The 18,289-nt window shown below is 63.2% G+C and carries 23 protein-coding genes; 9 read left to right on the plus strand and 14 right to left on the minus strand.

Annotated features, from left to right (window positions below):
- Nucleotides 1-86: 86 nt before the first annotated feature.
- The 12 genes from NKG60_RS22160 to NKG60_RS22215 form a co-directional block, all read right to left on the minus strand.
- Nucleotides 87-1,163, minus strand: coding sequence for a 5-(carboxyamino)imidazole ribonucleotide synthase (locus NKG60_RS22160; protein ID WP_352666242.1), 1,077 nt, complete (start codon nucleotides 1,161-1,163; stop codon nucleotides 87-89).
- Nucleotides 1,160-1,657, minus strand: coding sequence for a 5-(carboxyamino)imidazole ribonucleotide mutase (gene purE, locus NKG60_RS22165; RefSeq protein ID WP_292655714.1), 498 nt, complete (start codon nucleotides 1,655-1,657; stop codon nucleotides 1,160-1,162). The genes NKG60_RS22160 and purE overlap by 4 nt, the downstream gene beginning before the upstream one ends.
- A gap of 129 nt (nucleotides 1,658-1,786) precedes the next feature.
- Nucleotides 1,787-2,620, minus strand: coding sequence for an anti-sigma factor family protein (locus NKG60_RS22170; RefSeq protein WP_352975581.1), 834 nt, complete (start codon nucleotides 2,618-2,620; stop codon nucleotides 1,787-1,789).
- Nucleotides 2,617-3,177, minus strand: a complete 561-nt coding sequence (locus NKG60_RS22175) for a sigma-70 family RNA polymerase sigma factor (protein WP_502903415.1) — start codon at nucleotides 3,175-3,177, stop codon at nucleotides 2,617-2,619. Before NKG60_RS22175 ends, NKG60_RS22170 begins: the two co-directional genes overlap by 4 nt.
- Before the next feature lie 25 nt (nucleotides 3,178-3,202).
- Nucleotides 3,203-3,550, minus strand: coding sequence for a cupredoxin domain-containing protein (locus tag NKG60_RS22180; RefSeq protein WP_352666245.1), 348 nt, complete (start codon nucleotides 3,548-3,550; stop codon nucleotides 3,203-3,205).
- Nucleotides 3,551-3,561: 11 nt separating this feature from the next.
- Entirely contained in the window at nucleotides 3,562-4,509 is a 948-nt protein-coding gene (locus tag NKG60_RS22185) for a metallophosphoesterase family protein (RefSeq protein WP_352867062.1), read from the minus strand.
- Between the two features lie 167 nt (nucleotides 4,510-4,676).
- Nucleotides 4,677-5,882 carry an aminotransferase class V-fold PLP-dependent enzyme gene (locus NKG60_RS22190; protein ID WP_352975585.1) on the minus strand — a complete coding sequence of 402 codons (1,206 nt, stop codon included), beginning with the start codon at nucleotides 5,880-5,882 and terminating at the stop codon, nucleotides 4,677-4,679.
- 26 nt (nucleotides 5,883-5,908) lie between these two features.
- Entirely contained in the window at nucleotides 5,909-6,370 is a 462-nt protein-coding gene (locus NKG60_RS22195; protein WP_352666251.1) for a RidA family protein, read from the minus strand.
- A gap of 34 nt (nucleotides 6,371-6,404) precedes the next feature.
- Nucleotides 6,405-7,199 (minus strand): amino acid ABC transporter ATP-binding protein, encoded by a 795-nt coding sequence (locus NKG60_RS22200; protein WP_352867065.1) that lies wholly within the window; start codon nucleotides 7,197-7,199, stop codon nucleotides 6,405-6,407.
- A 4-nt stretch (nucleotides 7,200-7,203) separates the two neighbouring features.
- Nucleotides 7,204-7,854, minus strand: coding sequence for an amino acid ABC transporter permease (locus tag NKG60_RS22205; protein WP_292655692.1), 651 nt, complete (start codon nucleotides 7,852-7,854; stop codon nucleotides 7,204-7,206).
- A gap of 1 nt (nucleotide 7,855) precedes the next feature.
- Complete coding sequence (locus tag NKG60_RS22210) at nucleotides 7,856-8,521, minus strand: amino acid ABC transporter permease (RefSeq protein ID WP_352867068.1); 666 nt, start codon at nucleotides 8,519-8,521, stop codon at nucleotides 7,856-7,858.
- Nucleotides 8,522-8,588: 67 nt separating this feature from the next.
- Nucleotides 8,589-9,470, minus strand: a complete 882-nt coding sequence (locus tag NKG60_RS22215; RefSeq protein ID WP_031212143.1) for a transporter substrate-binding protein — start codon at nucleotides 9,468-9,470, stop codon at nucleotides 8,589-8,591.
- Between the two features lie 128 nt (nucleotides 9,471-9,598).
- Here NKG60_RS22215 and NKG60_RS22220 point away from each other — a divergent pair, with 128 nt between their 5' ends.
- Complete coding sequence (locus NKG60_RS22220; protein WP_352867071.1) at nucleotides 9,599-10,402, plus strand: IclR family transcriptional regulator; 804 nt, start codon at nucleotides 9,599-9,601, stop codon at nucleotides 10,400-10,402.
- A gap of 51 nt (nucleotides 10,403-10,453) precedes the next feature.
- On the opposite strand, the gene NKG60_RS22225 is transcribed toward NKG60_RS22220, so the two are convergent.
- Complete coding sequence (locus tag NKG60_RS22225) at nucleotides 10,454-10,657, minus strand: YdcH family protein (protein ID WP_023678480.1); 204 nt, start codon at nucleotides 10,655-10,657, stop codon at nucleotides 10,454-10,456.
- A gap of 239 nt (nucleotides 10,658-10,896) precedes the next feature.
- Between NKG60_RS22225 and NKG60_RS22230 the strand changes: the two genes are divergently transcribed.
- The 7 genes from NKG60_RS22230 (at nucleotide 10,897) to NKG60_RS22260 (ending at nucleotide 17,621) form a co-directional block, all read left to right on the plus strand.
- Nucleotides 10,897-11,076: a YdcH family protein gene (locus NKG60_RS22230; protein ID WP_023678481.1), complete on the plus strand. Its 180-nt coding sequence runs from the start codon at nucleotides 10,897-10,899 to the stop codon at nucleotides 11,074-11,076.
- Between the two features lie 200 nt (nucleotides 11,077-11,276).
- On the plus strand, nucleotides 11,277-12,530 hold the full coding sequence (gene ispG, locus NKG60_RS22235; RefSeq protein WP_352867074.1) for a flavodoxin-dependent (E)-4-hydroxy-3-methylbut-2-enyl-diphosphate synthase: 1,254 nt from the start codon (nucleotides 11,277-11,279) through the stop codon (nucleotides 12,528-12,530).
- Nucleotides 12,531-12,534: 4 nt separating this feature from the next.
- Nucleotides 12,535-13,389 carry a transglycosylase SLT domain-containing protein gene (locus NKG60_RS22240; protein ID WP_352666261.1) on the plus strand — a complete coding sequence of 285 codons (855 nt, stop codon included), beginning with the start codon at nucleotides 12,535-12,537 and terminating at the stop codon, nucleotides 13,387-13,389.
- 162 nt (nucleotides 13,390-13,551) lie between these two features.
- Nucleotides 13,552-14,748 carry a phosphoglycerate kinase gene (locus NKG60_RS22245; RefSeq protein ID WP_352975591.1) on the plus strand — a complete coding sequence of 399 codons (1,197 nt, stop codon included), beginning with the start codon at nucleotides 13,552-13,554 and terminating at the stop codon, nucleotides 14,746-14,748.
- Between the two features lie 140 nt (nucleotides 14,749-14,888).
- Nucleotides 14,889-15,914 (plus strand): class I fructose-bisphosphate aldolase, encoded by a 1,026-nt coding sequence (locus tag NKG60_RS22250; RefSeq protein ID WP_352975594.1) that lies wholly within the window; start codon nucleotides 14,889-14,891, stop codon nucleotides 15,912-15,914.
- 151 nt (nucleotides 15,915-16,065) lie between these two features.
- On the plus strand, nucleotides 16,066-16,803 hold the full coding sequence (locus tag NKG60_RS22255; protein ID WP_352666266.1) for a DUF899 domain-containing protein: 738 nt from the start codon (nucleotides 16,066-16,068) through the stop codon (nucleotides 16,801-16,803).
- A gap of 86 nt (nucleotides 16,804-16,889) precedes the next feature.
- Complete coding sequence (locus NKG60_RS22260; protein WP_352666267.1) at nucleotides 16,890-17,621, plus strand: SGNH/GDSL hydrolase family protein; 732 nt, start codon at nucleotides 16,890-16,892, stop codon at nucleotides 17,619-17,621.
- A 13-nt stretch (nucleotides 17,622-17,634) separates the two neighbouring features.
- Here NKG60_RS22260 and NKG60_RS22265 read toward each other — a convergent pair whose 3' ends face one another.
- A complete protein-coding gene (locus tag NKG60_RS22265; protein ID WP_008873884.1) occupies nucleotides 17,635-17,796 on the minus strand; it encodes a hypothetical protein in 162 nt (53 codons plus the stop codon).
- Between the two features lie 203 nt (nucleotides 17,797-17,999).
- On the opposite strand from NKG60_RS22265, the gene NKG60_RS22270 reads away from it, so the two are divergent.
- Complete coding sequence (locus NKG60_RS22270) at nucleotides 18,000-18,167, plus strand: hypothetical protein (RefSeq protein WP_254816537.1); 168 nt, start codon at nucleotides 18,000-18,002, stop codon at nucleotides 18,165-18,167.
- Nucleotides 18,168-18,289: the final 122 nt, after the last annotated feature.

Below are 18,289 nucleotides of genomic sequence, written 5' to 3' on the forward strand. Positions count from 1 at the left end.
CCCTACGAGTTCATCTGCAAGGCATGGGCTTCCCAGCCCGAGCGCTTCACTCTCAATCCGCTCCAGCAAATGCCGGGACTAAACATCTAGCTGCGGCGGCTCACGCGCGTAAAATGGCCCATCTTGCGGCCGGGCCGCGCCTCGGCCTTGCCATAGAGGTGCAGCATAAGATCGGGCTCGGCGAGCAGCTCAGGAACGCGCTGGACATCGTCGCCGATCAGGTTTTCCATGACGCAGTCGAACTGCCGGGCGGGATTTCCCAGCGGCAGGCCGGCGACGGCGCGGATGTGCTGCTCGAATTGCGAGATGGTGCAGGCGCCCTCCGTCCAGTGGCCGGAATTGTGGACGCGCGGCGCTATCTCGTTGGCCAGCAGCGAACCGTCGGCAAGGACAAAGAATTCGACGCCGATGACGCCGACATAGTCGAGCGCGGCAAGAATCTCTGCCGCCGCCGTTTGAGCCGCAGCCGCCGTCTCGGATTTTACTCCGGCCGGCAGCGTCGAGCTGTGGAGAATACCGTTGCGATGGACATTCCAGGCCGGATCGTAGGCGGCGAGCGAGCCGTCGATGCCGCGCGCGGCGATCACTGAAATCTCGCGCTCGAAGGTGACGAAGGATTCCAGGATCAGCGGCACGTTGCCCATCGCCTCGCAGGTGCCGGCAAAGCCGCCTGTTTCCATGTTGCGGAAGACACGCTGGCCCTTGCCGTCATAGCCCATGCGGCGCGTCTTCAATATGCCGCTGCCGTTGAACTTTTTCAGCGCAGCCGTCAGTTCCTCGTCATTGTCGACGGGGCTGAAATCCGCGGTCGGTATGCCGATGCCGTTGAGGAATTTCTTTTCCGCCAGCCGGTCCTGCGCTACTTCCAGTGCGCGTGCCGGCGGGTAGACCGGCACCGTAGAGGCAAGTGCCGCGGCGGCCGCGACCGGTACGTTCTCGAATTCATAAGTAACGACCGCACTGGCCGCAGCCAACTCGCCGAGCGCGGCCGCGTCGTCATAGGCGGCGACGATCTGCCGGTTGGCGACCTGTGCCGCCGGACAATCCGGCTGCGGCTCCAGCACGACGATGCGGTAGCCGAGGCGGGCGGCGGCCATCGCCAGCATGCGGCCAAGCTGGCCGCCGCCGATGATGCCGATGCTCGATCCCGCCGGCAGGCTCACGGCGCGTCCGTGGGCTCGGCCGCCACCTTGGCGGTCTGTGCGGCACGCCAGCTATCCAGCCGGGCGGCAAGCTTTTCGTCGCTCAGCGCCAGCACCGCGGCGGCCAGAAGGGCGGCGTTGGCAGCGCCGGCCTTGCCGATGGCCAAAGTGCCGACCGGAATGCCGGCCGGCATCTGCACGATGGAAAGCAGCGAGTCCTGGCCGGACAGCGTCTTGGATTCCACCGGCACGCCGAACACCGGCAGCGGCGTCATCGCCGCCGTCATGCCGGGCAGATGCGCCGCACCGCCGGCGCCGGCGATGATCACCTTGTAGCCGGCCGCCTTGGCGCCCTTGGCGAAGTCATAGAGCCGGTCGGGCGTGCGGTGGGCCGAGACGATCAGCCGCTTGTGCGGAATTCCAAGCGCCTCAAGCGTTTCGGCGGCGTGGCGCATCGTCGCCCAGTCGGACTGGCTGCCCATGATGATGGCGACGTCGGCGCGTTGATCGTTCAAGCTTCTGCTCCCCGGCGACAAAGGCGCGCATTAGCGGAATTCGTCGGGAGCCGCAAGGATGGCCAGAAAGGGAAAGCCGCTTGTGCCGTTTCGGTCGCTACGCAAATGGCTAACGGGCGGCGGCGGTGGTCATCGGGCGGCCGCTGCTCGGAAGCGGTTGACGAAGTCGTCAAGTTCAGGCCGTTCGGTATCGGAAATCGCCCAGTACGAAAAGGCACTGTCGGTCCAATGGACCAGCGAGAAGCCACCGGCAGAAAGATCGACCGGTCCGGTTGTCGAACCGGTTTCCTCAGGCGCGGCGACGAGGGTGATCAGGTGCTCGCGGTGCCGGTAGACCAGTGCCGGCACTGGCTGGTCGGCGATCACCTCGACCCGGCCGCCGAGCAATGCGAAGCCGTCATTGGCAAGGTCAGGTGCCGGCGGCGACAGGCCGACCCTGCCATCCAGCCAGGGTTTGACCGTGTGCCGGTCCGACGAGATGACGTCCACCGGGCTCGCGGCCAGCAGGCTGCGACGGTGGCCGCTGGCGACCGCGGCGGCAAAGCTGTCGGGCGCCCTGCCCAGCATCATCCATTGCGTCGCGCCGCTGGCCAGCACGGCGGTAACGATGATCGACGCCGCCAGCGCGCGCCAGTCGAACGCGCCAAATCGGTGCACCGACCTGTGCGCCGGTGACCGTCGAGCGGCGGGCGCCGGCGCCGACAGCACTTTCGCCGTACCGGCTGTCCCGATTGCAGCGATGCGAGCCTTGAAATCCTCGCGGACATCGGGCCTCGGCAGCCCGCCGACAACGGTCTGCAGCGCAATGATGCGGGCATGCTTGGCGGCGAGCGCCGGATCGGCGGCAATGCGTCGCTCGACGGCCAATGCTGCTGCTGCGTCGAGCTCGCCATCGACCAAGGCATGGATCATCAGCTCCATGCCCGCCGGATCATCCGGCAGTCCATCGTTGTGCGCGCTCATGGCGCCCTCCCAAGTTGGGATATCAGCAGGCCGCGCGCCCTCGCCAGCCGCGACATCACCGTGCCTAGCGGGACGCCAAGCAGCGTCGCGATCTCGCGATAGCTGAGGCCGTTGATGTCGCGCAGCACCACGGTCTCGCGAAATTGGTGCGGCAGCGCGGCGATCGCCGCCTCGAGTGCCGCCGTGTCGGCCCGGGCGATCAGGCTTGCCTCAGGACTATCCGTGTCCGGCAGGCCGGCGCCATATGCAGCCGTCATGTCATCGAGGTCGGTCAGGTCGCCGACGGCGACGATACTGCGCGGCCGGTTGCGCGCCAGCCAGGAGTAAGAGGCGTTGCGCACGATCGCCAGCAACCAGGCGCGGGCATTGCCGCCGGCATAGCCGGCGATGCCCGCATGCGCCTTCAAACAGGCCTCCTGCACCACATCCTCGGCGTCGGCGGCGTTGCCGGTCAGCCAGCGGGCAAGCGCAAGCGCATCCGCGAGATGGGGCAGAACCACCTCGCGAAAGCGCTCGGCCGCGGCCTCTTGGTTCAACACCGTCGCATCGCCCGGCATCCCGGGCAGAACCTTCCGAACATCCTCACGGAGCGACGGTGATCCTGCCCTGCATGTGCGGGTGAAGCCCGCAGAAATAGGCATAGTCGCCCACTTTGTTGAAGGTGAAGGCATATGTGTCACCGGTGTCAAGCGCCTTGGAGCGAAATGAGGCATCGTTGGCGACCACCAGATGCGGGATATCGTCGTCATTCTCGAAGGTCACGGTAGTGCCCGGCTTGACCGTCAGCACCGCCGGTGTGAAGGCAAAGTTCTCGACCTTGACCATTGGCTGGTCTGCCGCGTTCAGTGGCATGGAAATCATTGTCAGGATTGCCGCCAAACCGAACATGACAGGCGATACGACCAAGAGGCGGGATGGAAAGCGGATCATCGCATTTCCCCTCAGGCCAGCGTGCTGTCGATGATGGCGAGGTCCTGCCCGCCTTGCTTGACCGTCACGCTGCTTGTGCCGAGCAGGCTGCGCAACTGGCCGGCAGGAACCGTCATCGGCCCGGGCGAGGCTGCGGTGCCCGGCGCCGGTTGCGGGAAAGCGGTCGAGCGCGCGGTATGGAAGGTAACGTTGCCTTCGACTTTCTGCATGATCTGGTGGATATGGCCGTTGAGTACGGTGACCGAGCCGAAGCGCTTGAGCAGGGCCAAGGCCTGCGCCGCGTCGTCGGTGCCCCAGCCCCATTCGGGATAAACAGCCCAGAGCGGGATGTGGGCAAAGACGACGATTGGCGTCGAGGCGCTGACCGCCTTCAGGTCATCAGCTAACCATGCCAACTGGTCGGTGCCGAGATTGCCGAGCCCGCCAGCCCTCAGGTTGACGACGTTGACCAGCCCGATGAAATGGACGCCGTTCTGGTCGAACGAATACCAGCCGGCGCCCTTGGTGCCCTTGCCGTAGCGGTCGAGATAGGCCTGCCCGTTGCCGTCATCAATCAGGTCGTGCTCACCGGGCACATAATGCACGTCGAAGCCTGCACCGCCGATGATCTGGGCAGCGTTGTCGAACTGCGCGGCTTTCGACAAATGGGTGATGTCGCCGGTGTGGATCATGAAAGCGGGCTTTTGCGGCAGCGCCTGGATCTTGCCGATGGCCTCCTTCAGCGTGTCGATGGCGTGCGGGTTGGCAGCCTTGTCGAAGCCGATGTGGCTGTCGGAGATCTGGAGGAAAGTGAAGCCGGTGGCCAAGGCCTCTGCGGCTTGCGCCGCGCCGAGCAGGCTGAGCGAAACCGGCACGCCGGCCGAAATCGTCCACAGCACTCCCGTGCCGGCCCAGATCATGCATTCCAGTGCATGACGGCGGCTGATGCCGTCAGCTTCATTGTCGTGGTTGTGGGTCATACCGGTCTCCTGCAACGCCGGAAATGGCGTCTGCTTGGGAGACCAATGGGCGGGGTGGTTTATTCCGCCCGACGACCAAAAAGGTCATTCACAGTGCCGTGATGGCGCACTGGCCCGATGCGAAGCCGGCGCTGGAAGGCACTGGCTCGACCACGCTCTGCCGATGTCTAGTCAGGCCAGCGCAACGCCCCGGCGGACTGTTTGCGAGCGGGTTTCATCGCATCCGCGGGCCGATCGGCAGTACTCAACACCGCCCGCAGGCGTTCGGCAACGATCTCCGCCTCGCCGGGATGGAGATTGCAGGGATCAAGGAAGAAGTGACCGCGCTCGACCTCGTGGTTGCGCACGATCACGGGCGGCGAACCCGCGGCAAGCGCTGACGCCAGCCCGGCGGCGGTGAAGCGACTTTCCGGCGCAACAAACACCTGCAGGCGGTCGAGAGGATTTCCGGTCGGATCTGGAATGATACGTGCCTCGATGCCAGGCAGGCCCTGCAATGCGGTTTGCCACAGATGCAGTGCGGCTTCTTCCCGCTGGCGAATGCCGGCATGGTCGCGCCGCTCCCAGGCTTCCAACGCCGCCATGGTGCCGGCAATGCTCTCCTTGCCCACCTTCATGGCGCGCGCAACGCCCCGGTTCTGGAGATAGGCGGCCCGCACCAGATCCTTGCGGCCGGCCACAATGCCGCTTGTCGGCCCTGAGAGAAATTTGTGCCCGCTGTAGACGACAATGTCGGCACCGCGCGCCAGAAAGCCGCGCAAATCATATTCCGAGGCGGCGTCGACGATCACCGGCACGCCCTTGGCGTGGCAAATCTCGCAGAACTCCTCGAGTGAGAGCATGCCGTATTGCACGGTGTGGTGCGCAACGACGTAGAGGGCTGCCGCCGTCCGATCCCGGATCGCCTCGGCAACATGATAATCCTGGGTGACGCTGACCGTGCCGGCAGGCACTGCCTTGGCTCCGGCAAGCCGGATCGACTGGTCGATCGGCGCGCCATAATTGACGATATGGCCAAGCTGGACGATGACCTCCGATTTGAGGCCCTCGGCATCGTCCGGCAGCCGCTCGATCGCAAGAAGGCTGGTTCCGGTCATCGCGCCTGCAATTGCCATCGTTATGCCGCTGGCACAGCATGCGGTGATAAAGCCGGCCTCGCCGCCGGTGAGGCGTGCAATCACCGTACTTGCGGCGCGCTGCAGATCGTCCATCTCGACCCATTGCGAGGCGATTTCCGACATTGCGGCAACCGCTTCCGGTACGATGATCGAAGCGCCGAGCGCCGTCATCGTGCCGGAAACATTGATGATCGGGCGAAGGCCAAGCCGTTCGCGAATTGTCGTGTTGGAACGGTCAGCGGCATAGGTCGTCATCTCTGCAGATCCTGTTTCGAATGCTTTCAGGCGGCGATCTCGACGACCGCCTCGATTTCAACTGTGATGTTGCCTGGCAGCGAGCCGACACCGATCGCCGAGCGGGCATGTCCGCCGATCTTATCAAAGACGGCGGCGAAAAGATCGGAACAGCCATTCACCACCTTGGGGTGCTCGCTGAATGTCGGCGTCGCATTGACAAAGCCAAGCAGCTTGACGACGCGCACGATGCGGCCGAGGTCGCCGGCCGCCGCATGCATGACAGCGAGCAGGTTCAGGCCGGTCAGACGGGCATGATCATAGGCCTCTTCAACGCTGACATCCTCGCCGACCTTGCCGGTGCAGAGCGCGCCATCGGCGCGCAACGGCCCCTGGCCGGAGAGGAAGATCAGCCGCCCGCTCTCGGCATAGGTGACGAAGTTGGCGATGGGCTTCGGCGGCTCGGGCAATGTCAGGCCCAATTCCGCGAGCCGGATGTAAGGCGTCATAAAAGCTCCTTGCGACAGCTTTCGCCGTCCGATGTCAAAAATGCGAGGCGCGAAACCGCGCCAGGAAGCTGCGAAGGCGTTCATTGTCGAACCCCGCCGCCAGAATCTCGGCGGGTGGTCCGACGGCGCTGACGCCGCCGTCCGCCATGAAAACGATGCGGCTCGATGCATCGCGCGCAAAAGCCATTTCATGCGTGACCATCAGCATGGTCATGCCGTCTTCGGCGAGGCTGCGCACGACCTCGAGCACCTCGCCAACCAGTTCGGGGTCGAGCGCCGAGGTGATCTCGTCGAGAAGCAATATCTTCGGCTCCATCGCCACGGCGCGGGCGATGCCGACGCGCTGCTGCTGGCCGCCGGAAAGCTCGGCCGGCAGGCTGTCGGCCTTGTGGGCGAGGCCGACGCGGCCGAGCCAGTGCTCGGCAATGGTTCGGGCCTCGGCATTGGTCTTGCCGCGCACCTTGCGCAGGCCAAGCATGATGTTGCCGGCCGCAGTCAGATGCGGAAACAGATTGAAGCTCTGGAACACCATTCCGGTCTCGGCTCGCATCGCCGCCAGGTCGCGCTCGCTGCGTCGCTGGCGTGCTCCCGTCTCGCGATAGCCGACCTCCTTGCCATCGATGCGGATCGAGCCGCTGTCGTAGCTCTCCAGGAAGTTGACGCAGCGCAGCAGCGTGGTCTTGCCGCTGCCGGAGGGGCCGATGACAGTCACCACCTCGCCGCGTGTCACCTTGAGGCTGACGGAGCGCAGGACCTCGACCGATCCGAAGGCTTTGGAAACCTCGGAGACATCGAGAAGCGCCGGATTTGCGGGCGAGGCGTTGGACATCTTGCTATTCCCGGATGAAGGAGAAACGCCGCTCCAGGCGCCGGCTGGCCAAGGAGAGGGCGTAGTTGACGGCGAAGTAGACGAGCGCGCCGAGGATGTAGAGCGGCATTGCCTCATAGGTGCGGCCGATGACCTGGTTGATCGCCTGCATGAGGTCGGTGATGCCGAGCAGCGAGACCAGCGCGCTACCCTTCACCGCGTCGGTGACGCCATTGATCCACGGTGGCAGGAAGCGCCTAAACGCCTGCGGAAAAATCACGTAGGCCAGCCGCTGGCGAAAGGTCAGTCCGATCGCCATCGCCGCCTCCGACTGACCCTTGGGAATCGAGCCGACGGCGCCCCTGAGATATTCGACGACTTGGGCGGTCTTGAACAGGGTGAGGGCGAGTACGGCCGCCCAAAAGGATTCCAGATGCAGCCCCACCGCCGGTAGGCCGTAGTAGACGAAGAAGATCAGCACCAGGATCGGAATGCCGCGTATGGTGTCGCTGAAGATGCGCACTGCCCAGCGCAGCGGAGCAGGACCATAGACAAGGCCGACGCCCATCAACACGCCGGCGATAAGCGATAACACCACGACCAGCAGCGACACCCACAAGGTTACGGCAAAGCCTTCGGCGAGGAACGGCAAGGCGTAGATGATCTGGCTCAGCATGTCAGCGCGCCGCCTTGAACCGGCGCTCGACCAGCCGCAGCGCGAAAAGCAGGGCGTAGCCGGTCAACAGGTACATCGCAGTCACCACCAGATAGACTTCGACAATGCGGAACGTATTGAAGTTGATCCACTGGGCGCCGTAGGTGAGCTCGGGCACCGAGATGACCGACGCCACGGACGTGTCCTTGAAGAGCGATATGAATGTGTTGGAAAGCGCCGGCAGGGTTATGCGCAGCATCGTCGGCTGGCGCACATGGAGCAGCCTTTGCCATGGTGTCAGGCCGATTGCCTTGCCGGCGTCGAGCTGCCCGCGCGGCACCGCCTCGAGCCCCGAGCGAAACACCTCGACCAGGTAGGCGCCGCTGTAGAGCGACAGCGTGGCAATGAATGAAGTTTGCGCGCTGTAGGCAATGTCGACCACGGTCGGCAGACCGTAGAAGACAAGATAGACGAGCAGGATCAGCGGCACGTTGCGGATGAACTCGACATAGCCCGCGATGATGGTCCGCACAGCACGTCCGGCCGACACGTACCAGACCGCCAGAACGAGCCCGATGACGATGCCGATCGCGATCGAGATGACGGCCAGTTCGAGGCTTAGCAGCAGTCCGCCCCAGAGCTTGTCGAAATGCCGCCAGATCAGGTTGAAGTTGAGGATATAACCCATGCGTCCTCGTCATGGAGGGCTGTGATGAGAGAAGGCGGAAGGACGTTTGTCCTTCCGCCTGCTTGCATCAGATGACCGGGAAACCGGGATGGCGCGCCGGCGGCTCCTGTCCGAAATAATCCTTGAACGCAGCGTCATAGAGTGCCGTTTCATGGCCGAACATGGCGATAGTGAAGGTCTGGTTGACGAAGGTCAGCCAGTCGAGGTCGCCCTGCCGCAGCGCGGCACCATAAAGCATCGAGAACCAGCTCTTGCCGGCATCGAAGTACTTATCCGGATTGCGCGAGGCGAGCCAGCGCACCGTCGACAGATCGACCGCGGCGGCGTCGACGCGCTTCGATTCCAGTGCCTGCAGCACATTGGCCTGCGTGTCTATCTGCATCACCTGCGACTCCGGCAGGACGATATGCACGTTAGCCTCGGCATCGACGTTTTGCAGGATGGAAATCCGGGTCGCCGAACCGCCGGCGAGCAGCTTGTCGAAGGTCTTGTTTTCGGCGTTCGGAAGGGTCAGCAGGGCGATGCCTTCGACGTAGTAGGGCCTGGAGAAGTGGATCAGCTGCGAGCGCTGGGCGGTCATGGTCATGAACTGGATGGTGATGTCGACCTTGTTGGTGGTCACGTTCGGAATGCGCTGAGCCGGATCCTGCATGACGAATTCGACTTTGGTCGGGTCGTCGAAAAGCCCCTTGGCGAGAATGCGACCCATGGTGATGTCCATGCCCACCAGTTCGCCGGCGTCGTTCTCGAAATGCCAGGGCGCATTGGTACTGCCGGTGCCGACGATCACCTTGCCGCGTTCGAGGACGGTGCGCAGCAGGCTGTCGGGCGCTGCCTGGGCCGCCGCTTTCTGAACGTCGACCGCGGTGGCGGCGCTCATCACTCCGGCCGTTGCAAGCCCGGCCATTCCCAGTTTCAGAAATTCACGCCTTTTGGATGTGTCGTTCACGGCGACCTCCTTTCGTGTTGTGTTCCCCTTTGGACCAGCAGTACAGGCATCGGTTGCAACTGACGTCATTGTCCCTTACAAGAGACGCCTGTACTCTGTACAAGACAGATTAACATCAGGGATCGATAATGCAAGATGGCAATGCCTTGGCCGCTCGACCGGACGTCGGTCTGGACGAAGACAAGAACTCGGGCTCTCGGGAGAAGGGTCTCAACCGGGTCCTCCAGATCCTGGAGTTTCTCCACACGACCCAGCGTGCGATCGGCATTGGCGACCTTGCCAAGGGGGTAAACGCGCCGCGTTCGACGACTTATACGCTGGTGCGCTCGCTGGTCGACGCAGGCCTGCTGGAGATGGCCGGAGACGGCAATCGGGTCTATTTCGGAAAGAAGCTTTATCTCTACGGAATGGACTATGTGCGGGGCAACGACCTGCTCAGGCGAGGGCGCCAGGAAGTCGACCATCTGTCGCGCGAGACCGGCGAGACCTCGGAGCTGTGCATGCTGCAAAGCGGCCGTTACACCATCGTCCATTCAAGCCCGGGAACGAGGCCATTCCGGATCAGCTCGGCGACGGGTCTGCAAATACCGCTTCCCTGGACAGCGTCCGGCCGGCTGCTCCTCGCCGGGTTCGACAGGGCGGCGATCGAGGATATGGTTTCGGAAGACGATCTCGTACTGCCGGACGGCCGCAGGTTGAGGCTCGACGATTTCATAGCCGACATCGCCGTCGCCAAGTCGGCCGGCTACTGCGTCACCTCCGGCCTTGTCGATGCCTATACGAAATGCCTGGCCGCGCCGGTTTTTTCAGCGCCGGGCAGGGTCGAGGCGACGATGTGCCTGGTGGTTCCGATCGATACTTCGAGCGAAAAGACCGACGATCTGATAGCATTGTTGCGCGAGCGCGCCGCACGGCTTTCGATCGCGGCATAGCCGCTTTTCCAGCAGGCCGGCGCCGGCGTTCGTTCAAGCAATGGCGTTCGTTCAAGCAATAATGTCTGGAATGATCTTGTCTTCCAGCGCCATCAGCCTGTCCTTCAGGAAAAGCTTCTTTTTCTTCATGCGCTGGATCTGCAGCGGGTCGCAATTCATGGCGATCATCGCATTGATGGCCGCGTCGAAATCGGCGTGTTCCTGCTTCAGCCGGGAATATTCGAGGCGGATATCTGCCTGTTCCTGATCGGACATTTTTACCGTCTGCACGTCTGCGGCGCCCAAACTATGGGCCTGATTGGGCGGGACCGGGCTCTTCTTGCACCGGCGCGCAGCCCATACCACATTTCATATTGTCGTGGAATGCTACCACGCAGCATTCGACATCGGTGCTCGATGGTGGCACACTGTCATTATGCCGTCATAGAAGCGAGCCTGCGGTGGACGTGCCTTGGCGGCTGCAATCGAGGAAACCATGAAAGGGAGAACCAATCATGTCTCTTGCATCCCATCTTGATGAGCTGCAGCGGAAACACGGCGACATCGAACGGGAAATCGACGATGCGATGACCCATCCATCGGTAGACGACCTCGAAATCGTGAATCTCAAGCGGCGCAAGCTGGCGCTCAAGGACGAGATTGAAAAACTGAAGGCGAAACCGACGACGCACTGAAGCCCTTCCAGGACTAGCAGCGCCGCCCGGCGCGCGATCTTTCCGGTGGCATCGCTATGCTGCCGGAAACACTCGTGGATTTGCGGCAAGCTGCCGTCTTGTCATTTCCGATTTGCTGGGCCTGCGCGCCAGTCGCCATTGACAAGCCATCTTTGCTCCTCCACCTCATGCCCGGACCTTCAAGATTAAAGGCAGCCGGCATGACCGGATATTTTTCCTCACCCTTCCCACGCCGCAGGTCGGTCGGTGTCGATGTCGGCGGCGTGATGGTCGGCGGCAGCGCGCCGGTCGTCGTTCAGTCGATGACCAACACCGACACGGCCGATGTCGATCAGACGGTCGCACAGGTGGCGGCGCTGCATCGCGCCGGCTCCGAGATCGTGCGCATAACCGTCGATCGCGACGAAAGCGCTGCCGCCGTGCCGGCCATCCGCGAGCGGCTGGAACGGCTCGGCATCGACGTGCCGCTGGTCGGCGATTTCCATTATATCGGCCACAAGCTGCTGGCCGATCATCCGGCCTGCGCCGAAGCACTGGCCAAATACCGTATCAACCCCGGCAATGTCGGATTCAAGGACAAGAAAGACCGGCAGTTCGCGGCGATCGTCGAGATGGCGATCCGATACGACAAACCGGTGCGCATCGGCGTAAACTGGGGCTCGCTCGACCAGGAGCTGCTGACCCGGCTGATGGACGACAACCAGGCCCAGGGCTTTCCGCTGACCGCCCAGGAAGTGACGCGCGAGGCAATCGTGCAGTCGGCGATCCTGTCGGCCGAAATGGCTGAAGAGATCGGCCTTGCCCGTGAGAAAATCATCCTGTCGGCCAAGGTCAGCGGCGTGCAGGACCTGATCGCCGTCTACACCGAGCTTGCCACCCGTTCCGACCATGCGCTGCACCTCGGCCTGACGGAGGCGGGCATGGGCTCGAAAGGCATCGTCGCCTCGTCCGCGGCCATGGGCATCCTGCTCCAGCAAGGCATTGGCGACACCATCCGCATCTCGCTGACGCCGGAGCCGAACGGCGACCGCACGCGCGAGGTGCAGGTGTCGCAAGAACTGCTACAAACCATGGGCTTCCGGCAGTTCGTGCCGATCGTCGCCGCCTGCCCTGGCTGCGGCCGCACGACCTCGACCGTGTTCCAGGAGCTTGCCCAGAACATCCAGGCCGACCTGCGCAAGAACATGCCGGTGTGGCGCGAACAATATCCCGGCGTCGAGAACCTCAAGGTCGCGGTGATGGGTTGCATCGTCAACGGTCCGGGCGAATCCAAACATGCCGATATCGGCATTTCGTTGCCCGGCACCGGTGAGACGCCGACCGCCCCAGTGTTCGTCGACGGCAAGAAGGCGGCGACGCTGCGCGGCCCGTCGATCGCCGCCGATTTCGAGAAAATGGTTTCCGACTACATCGAACGGCGGTTTGGGCAACACGGCAAAGCCGCGGCGGAGTAGTTCGATGCGGCGTTTGCTTGGGGCGACGCTGGTTGTCATTTCCGGGCTGGGCTGGGCGACAGCCGTCCAGGCCGATCCGCCGCGGCCCGGCAAGCAGAAGCTGATCGATCGAGTTTGCGATCTTATCGAGACGCATGCCGACCAGAACGGCCTGCCCCGGGATTTCTTTGCCCGGCTGATCTGGAAGGAGAGCCGTTTCGATCCCAATGCGGTCAGCCCCGTCGGTGCGGAGGGTATCGCCCAATTCATGCCGGGCACCGCCAAGATGCGCGGGCTCGCCAATTCCTTCGACATCGAACAGGCGATCCCGGCCTCGGCAAAATACCTCGCCGAAATGAAATCCGGTTTCGGCAATCTCGGCCTCGCCGCCGCAGCCTACAATGCCGGCGAGAGCCGGGTGACGCGCTGGCTGAATTCCGGCGGCTTCTTGCCGATGGAGACCGAAAGCTACGTTCTGGACGTCATGGGCGAGCCGGCCGACAACTTCACCAATACCGCCTACGCCGGCGTCATCCGGCCGCTCGACAAGAAGGCGAGTTTCGCTGCCGCTTGCCGCGAACTGCCGGTGATCATGTCCAGAACCGTGCCGATGTCGTCGATCAACATCAAGCCGTGGGGTGTGCAGGTGGCCGGCAATTTCCGCCGCGCCGCGGCGCTCAATCAGTGGCTGAGAGTGAAAAGCCGGTTCCCGGCACTGCTTGCCGGCCACGATCCGGTGGTCAGCCGGGTACGTACCCCGATCGGCAGGCGCGGCATCTATGCCGTGCGGATCGGCGCCGATAGCAGAGCCAAGGCCGACACGATCTGCGACAAGCTGCAAAGCGTCGGCGGCGCCTGCATCGTGGTACGCAACCGGTAAAGCCATATGTCGGCGCGTTTTACGCCATTGCTGCCCATCTCGCTCCCCGTGGGCACTTCGTCCTCGACACGTGAATCATATTTTCGGTGAACCGTTAGGCAGGTCTTGCATCGTCGTCGATGCGGGGTAAGGTCCCCGCGATTTTTCGCGAAAGGGATCAGCATGGCCGGCTTCAAGACACTGGACGACGTCGGCAATATCAGCGGCAAGCGTGTGCTGGTGCGTGTCGACCTCAACGTTCCCGTCACCGAGGGCAAGGTCACCGACGCCACCCGCATCGAGCGCATTGGCCCGACCATCGCCGAGCTCTCCGGCAAGGGCGCCAAGGTCATCCTGCTTGCCCATTTCGGCCGGCCCAAGGATGGACCGACGCCGGAATTCTCACTCGAACCGATCGCCAAGGCGACGGCTGACGTGCTCGGCCGTCCGGTTGGCTTTGCCGCCGATTGCATCGGCGACATGGCGGCGAGCGCCGTCGCCGCCATGGACAGCGGCGACGTGCTACTGCTCGAGAACACCCGCTTCTACAAAGCGGAGGAGAAGAACGACCCGGCCTTCACCGAAAAGCTCGCCGCCAACGGCGACATTTTCGTCAACGACGCCTTCTCCGCTGCGCACCGCGCCCATTCGTCGACTGAAGGGCTGGCGCATGTGCTGCCGGCCTTCGCCGGCCGTACCATGCAGGCCGAGCTCGACGCGTTGGAAAAGGGTCTTGGCAATCCCGTCCGTCCGGTTGTCGCCATCGTCGGCGGGGCCAAGGTCTCGACCAAGATCGATCTGTTGATGAACCTGGTGAAGAAGGTCGACGCGCTGGTCATCGGCGGCGGCATGGCCAACACGTTTCTCGCGGCACGCGGCACCGACGTCGGGAAATCCTTGTGCGAGCATGATCTCGCGACCACCGCCAAGCAGATCATGATCGAGGCGGCCGAGGCCGGCTGCGCCATCATCCTGCCCGCCGACGGCGTTGTCGCCAGAGAGTTCAAGGCCGGCGCCGCTAGCGAGACCGTCGCCATAGCAGACGTGCCGGCCGACGGCATGATCCTGGATGTCGGTGCGAAAACCGTGAAAACCATTGCCGAATGGATCGACCGCGCCGCGACGCTGGTCTGGAACGGGCCGCTCGGCGCCTTCGAGATCGAGCCATTCGACCATGCGACGGTGGCGACGGCCAGGCACGCGGCAGCGCGCACCAAGGCCGGCACACTGGTCTCGGTCGCTGGCGGCGGCGACACGGTGGCGGCGCTCAACCATGCCGGCGTCAGCGATGATTTCACTTATGTCTCGACGGCCGGCGGCGCTTTCCTCGAATGGATGGAAGGCAAGCCCTTGCCCGGCGTCGACGTCTTGAAGCGCTGAGCGGAGCCGCAAGAGCAGTGCGAAGGAGTGCGCCCGCGACTTTCAATCGATTCGCGCTTGTTTGACGAAATGGTTCGACTTGAACCTGCGTTGCTCTGGTGGTCTGCTGGGCGCGGATCAATTCTTTCAGGAGAAGCATGATGAGCGAACGTCTCGAGGACATTGCCGCCGCGATGGTGGCCAATGGCAAGGGCCTGCTGGCTGCCGACGAGAGCTCCGGCACCATCAAGAAGCGCTTCGACGTCATCGGCGTCGAGTCGACCGCCGACAGCCGGCGCGACTATCGCGAGATGATGTTCCGTGCCAGCGATGCAATGACCAAGTACATTTCCGGCGTCATCCTCTATGACGAGACCATTCACCAGAAGGCCGCCGACGGCACACCGCTGGTCGACATCATCAAGGCATCAGGTGCTATCCCCGGCATCAAGGTCGACGCCGGCGCCAAGCCGCTGGCCGGCTTTCCCGGCGACACCATCACCGAAGGCCTGGACGGCCTGCGCGAACGCCTCGCCGACTATTACAAACTTGGCGCCCGCTTTGCCAAATGGCGCGCGGTAATCGACATCGATGTTGCCAAGGGCGTGCCTTCCGCCACCTCGATCAGCTCGAACGCCCATGCGCTCGCCCGTTACGCCGCGCTTTGCCAGGAAGCCGGCATCGTGCCGATCGTCGAGCCGGAGGTGCTGATGGACGGCGCTCATGACATCGACACTTGCTACGAGATCAGCAAGGCGACACTGACGAAGCTGTACACCGAGCTCTATGCGGCCCGCGTCGTGCTCGAAGGCACCATCCTGAAACCGAACATGGTCATTGCCGGCAAGAAGTCAGGCAAGGTCAGCAGCCCCGAGGAAGTCGCCGAAAAGACCATAAAGCTATTCCGCGAGACGGTGCCGGCCGCGATCGGAGGCATCGCCTTCCTGTCAGGCGGACAATCGGACGAGGAGGCGACCGCCAACCTCAATGCCATCAACGCTATCGGCCCGCATCCGTGGAAGCTGACCTTCTCCTACGGCCGCGCCTTGCAGGCCGCCCCGCAGAAGGCCTGGGGCGGCAAGGCGGCAAATGTCGCCGCCGCGCAGGCGGCCTTCGCCCATCGCGCCCACATGAACCATCTGGCAGCGCTTGGACAATGGCAGCCGACGCTTGAGCAAGCCGCCTGACCGAAAACATCTTGCGTTTCTCCCGACCAGGGCCACGTGCCCGGGTTTTGTTTGAAAAGCAGCAAGGGCTGCAATTTCTTGCAACTGAAATGCAGCTCGTTGTCGGCATTCCTCGCTGCCGAACGTCCTCCGTGAAAAGAGGAGCAGACCGATGCCAAACAACAAGACCGTTTCGCAGGAAGACTGGTTTCAGGCGCACAAGGCGCATCTGGCGCGCGAAAAGGAATTGACGCGCTTTCGCGATCGTGTCGCCGCCGAACGCCGCGAACTGCCATGGCTGAAGATCCGCAAGGACTACGTCTTCGAGACCGAGCAAGGGCCAAGGAAACTGCCCGACCTGTTTGGCGGCAACAGCCAGCTGATCGTCTACCATTTCATGTTCGCGCCGGGCGCCGATTATCGCTGCGAAGGCTGCTCATTCCTTGCCGATCATATCGACGGCGCCAACCAGCACCTCAGGCACCATGATGTCTCACTTGTCGTGGTAGCGCGGGCGCCCTTGGCCGAATTGCTGCCCTACAAGCAGCGCATGGGCTGGAAATTCGACTGGGTGTCGTCCTACGCCTCGGATTTCAACTTCGACATGCAGGTGTCATTCACCGACAAGCAGATCGCGACCGGCGACACGACATACAATTTCGAGCGGCGTGCGCGAAACTCGAAGGACCTTCCCGGCACCAGCGTGTTCTATCGCGACGAGAAAGGCGACATCTTCCTGACCTTCGTCTCGCGCTCCAGAGGCGGCGATCCGCTGATCGGCGCCTATCACTATCTCGACCTGACGCCGAAAGGCCGCAACGAAACTGGCCCGCATCATAGCCTCGTCGACTGGGTGCGGCTGCATGACGAGTACGAAGACCGATCCGGGACGCATGACGGCTGCCATTGAGGCGACAAGGGCGTCGCTGCAAGGTCGTTCACCTTCAGTACAACATGCGCTAAGTGCTGTTCGCTATGCCCTAAAAGGGACTTGCCATGCGGCGCTTTCCGACCCTTCTCACCTGGTTCGCCTTTCCGGTCTATGTCTGGCAAGGACTTGGCGTGCGTCGCCGCACCACCCGCATGCTGCCGGCACAAGGTCCGGTCATGCACGAGATATCTGGCCTGGCGCCAGCAATCTCGGTTCTGGTGCTTGGCGATTCCTCCGCCGCCTCGGTAGGCATTGGCAATTCCGAAAACGGATTGGCCGCGCAACTCGCCGTTCTGATTGCGCAACGCACCGGCCGCACCGTGCGCTGGCGGGCGGCTGGCTTCAGCTCGGCAACCTCTGGCCAGATCCGCGATCATGTGCTGCCCAATCTATCGGCCGATCCGTGGACGCATATCGTGCTGGCCATCGGCACCAACGACACCAAGAATTTTCATTCGGTACCGCGCTTCAAGCGCGAGTTTGGCGGCCTGCTCTACGCGCTGCGCGCCAAATGGCCGGAGGCGCGCGTCGTGTGGTCGCCGGTGCTGGAGTTCACCCGGGCGCCGGCAATGCCGCCGCTGCTCGGGAAGATCCTCGAAATCCGCGCCGTCGAAATGAACCGGATGGGCGAGCGCCTTTGCCTCGAGCGCGGCGCCATACCGGCGCCCCGCCTGCCGATCACCGATGCCGAGGCCGGCTTTGCGTCGGATGGATTTCATGCTTCGGAAGCCGGCTACCGGGCCTGGGCGGAACATCTGGTCAGCCTGGTGCTCGCCAACGAACCGGGCGTCGCGTAGCGGGCCGCCGGCACTACGTCCAGTGCCCGAGCACCGCCGTGATCGAAATCGCCGCCATCGCCAGCAGCGCCAGCTTCCAGAAATCGCTGCGCCGCTTCAGTCCGGGCCAGCCGAGCGGCTTGATCAGCTGGATGACCATCATGGCGATGATGACGAGCGCGAGAAGTTTCGACATGCCGCCTTTGATCAGCATCGCGGCTGGCTGTCAAAGCGGCTCCGCGATCGCCGTCTTTCCACTGCGGCCCGCCTCTTTTCAGCGCTGGCTGGTCACCTCGGTGGACAAATCGGAATGCCGGTCACGAGAGCTGCACCCTCCTGACAGACTGCTGTCAGCAGGGGTGTGCGATAGTGCCTGCATCGAAAGAGAGGAGACCAGCGATGAACGGTTTTACCATTCTGCGTAGCGTGCAGCACTATGTCGGCAAGATCCGGACGATGCGCAACGAGATCCGCACCCAGCGTTTCATGAATACCCTGCCGGCAGACATCCGCAAGGATATTGGTTGGCCGGACATGTATGGCGACCGCCGCAATGGCGGCAATTGAGGCAAGCTTTCTGCGTGGCGTTTGGATGCGACCTAGCAACGAGCTGAAATGGGCATGCTGAAGCCTCCTGACAGTATGGTGTCAGGAGGCTCGTGCCATAGTGCGATGGCTGCCGGAGACGG

Origin of the sequence: Mesorhizobium sp. M1428 (genome assembly GCF_040317515.1) — a bacterium.
Classification (GTDB): domain Bacteria; phylum Pseudomonadota; class Alphaproteobacteria; order Rhizobiales; family Rhizobiaceae; genus Mesorhizobium.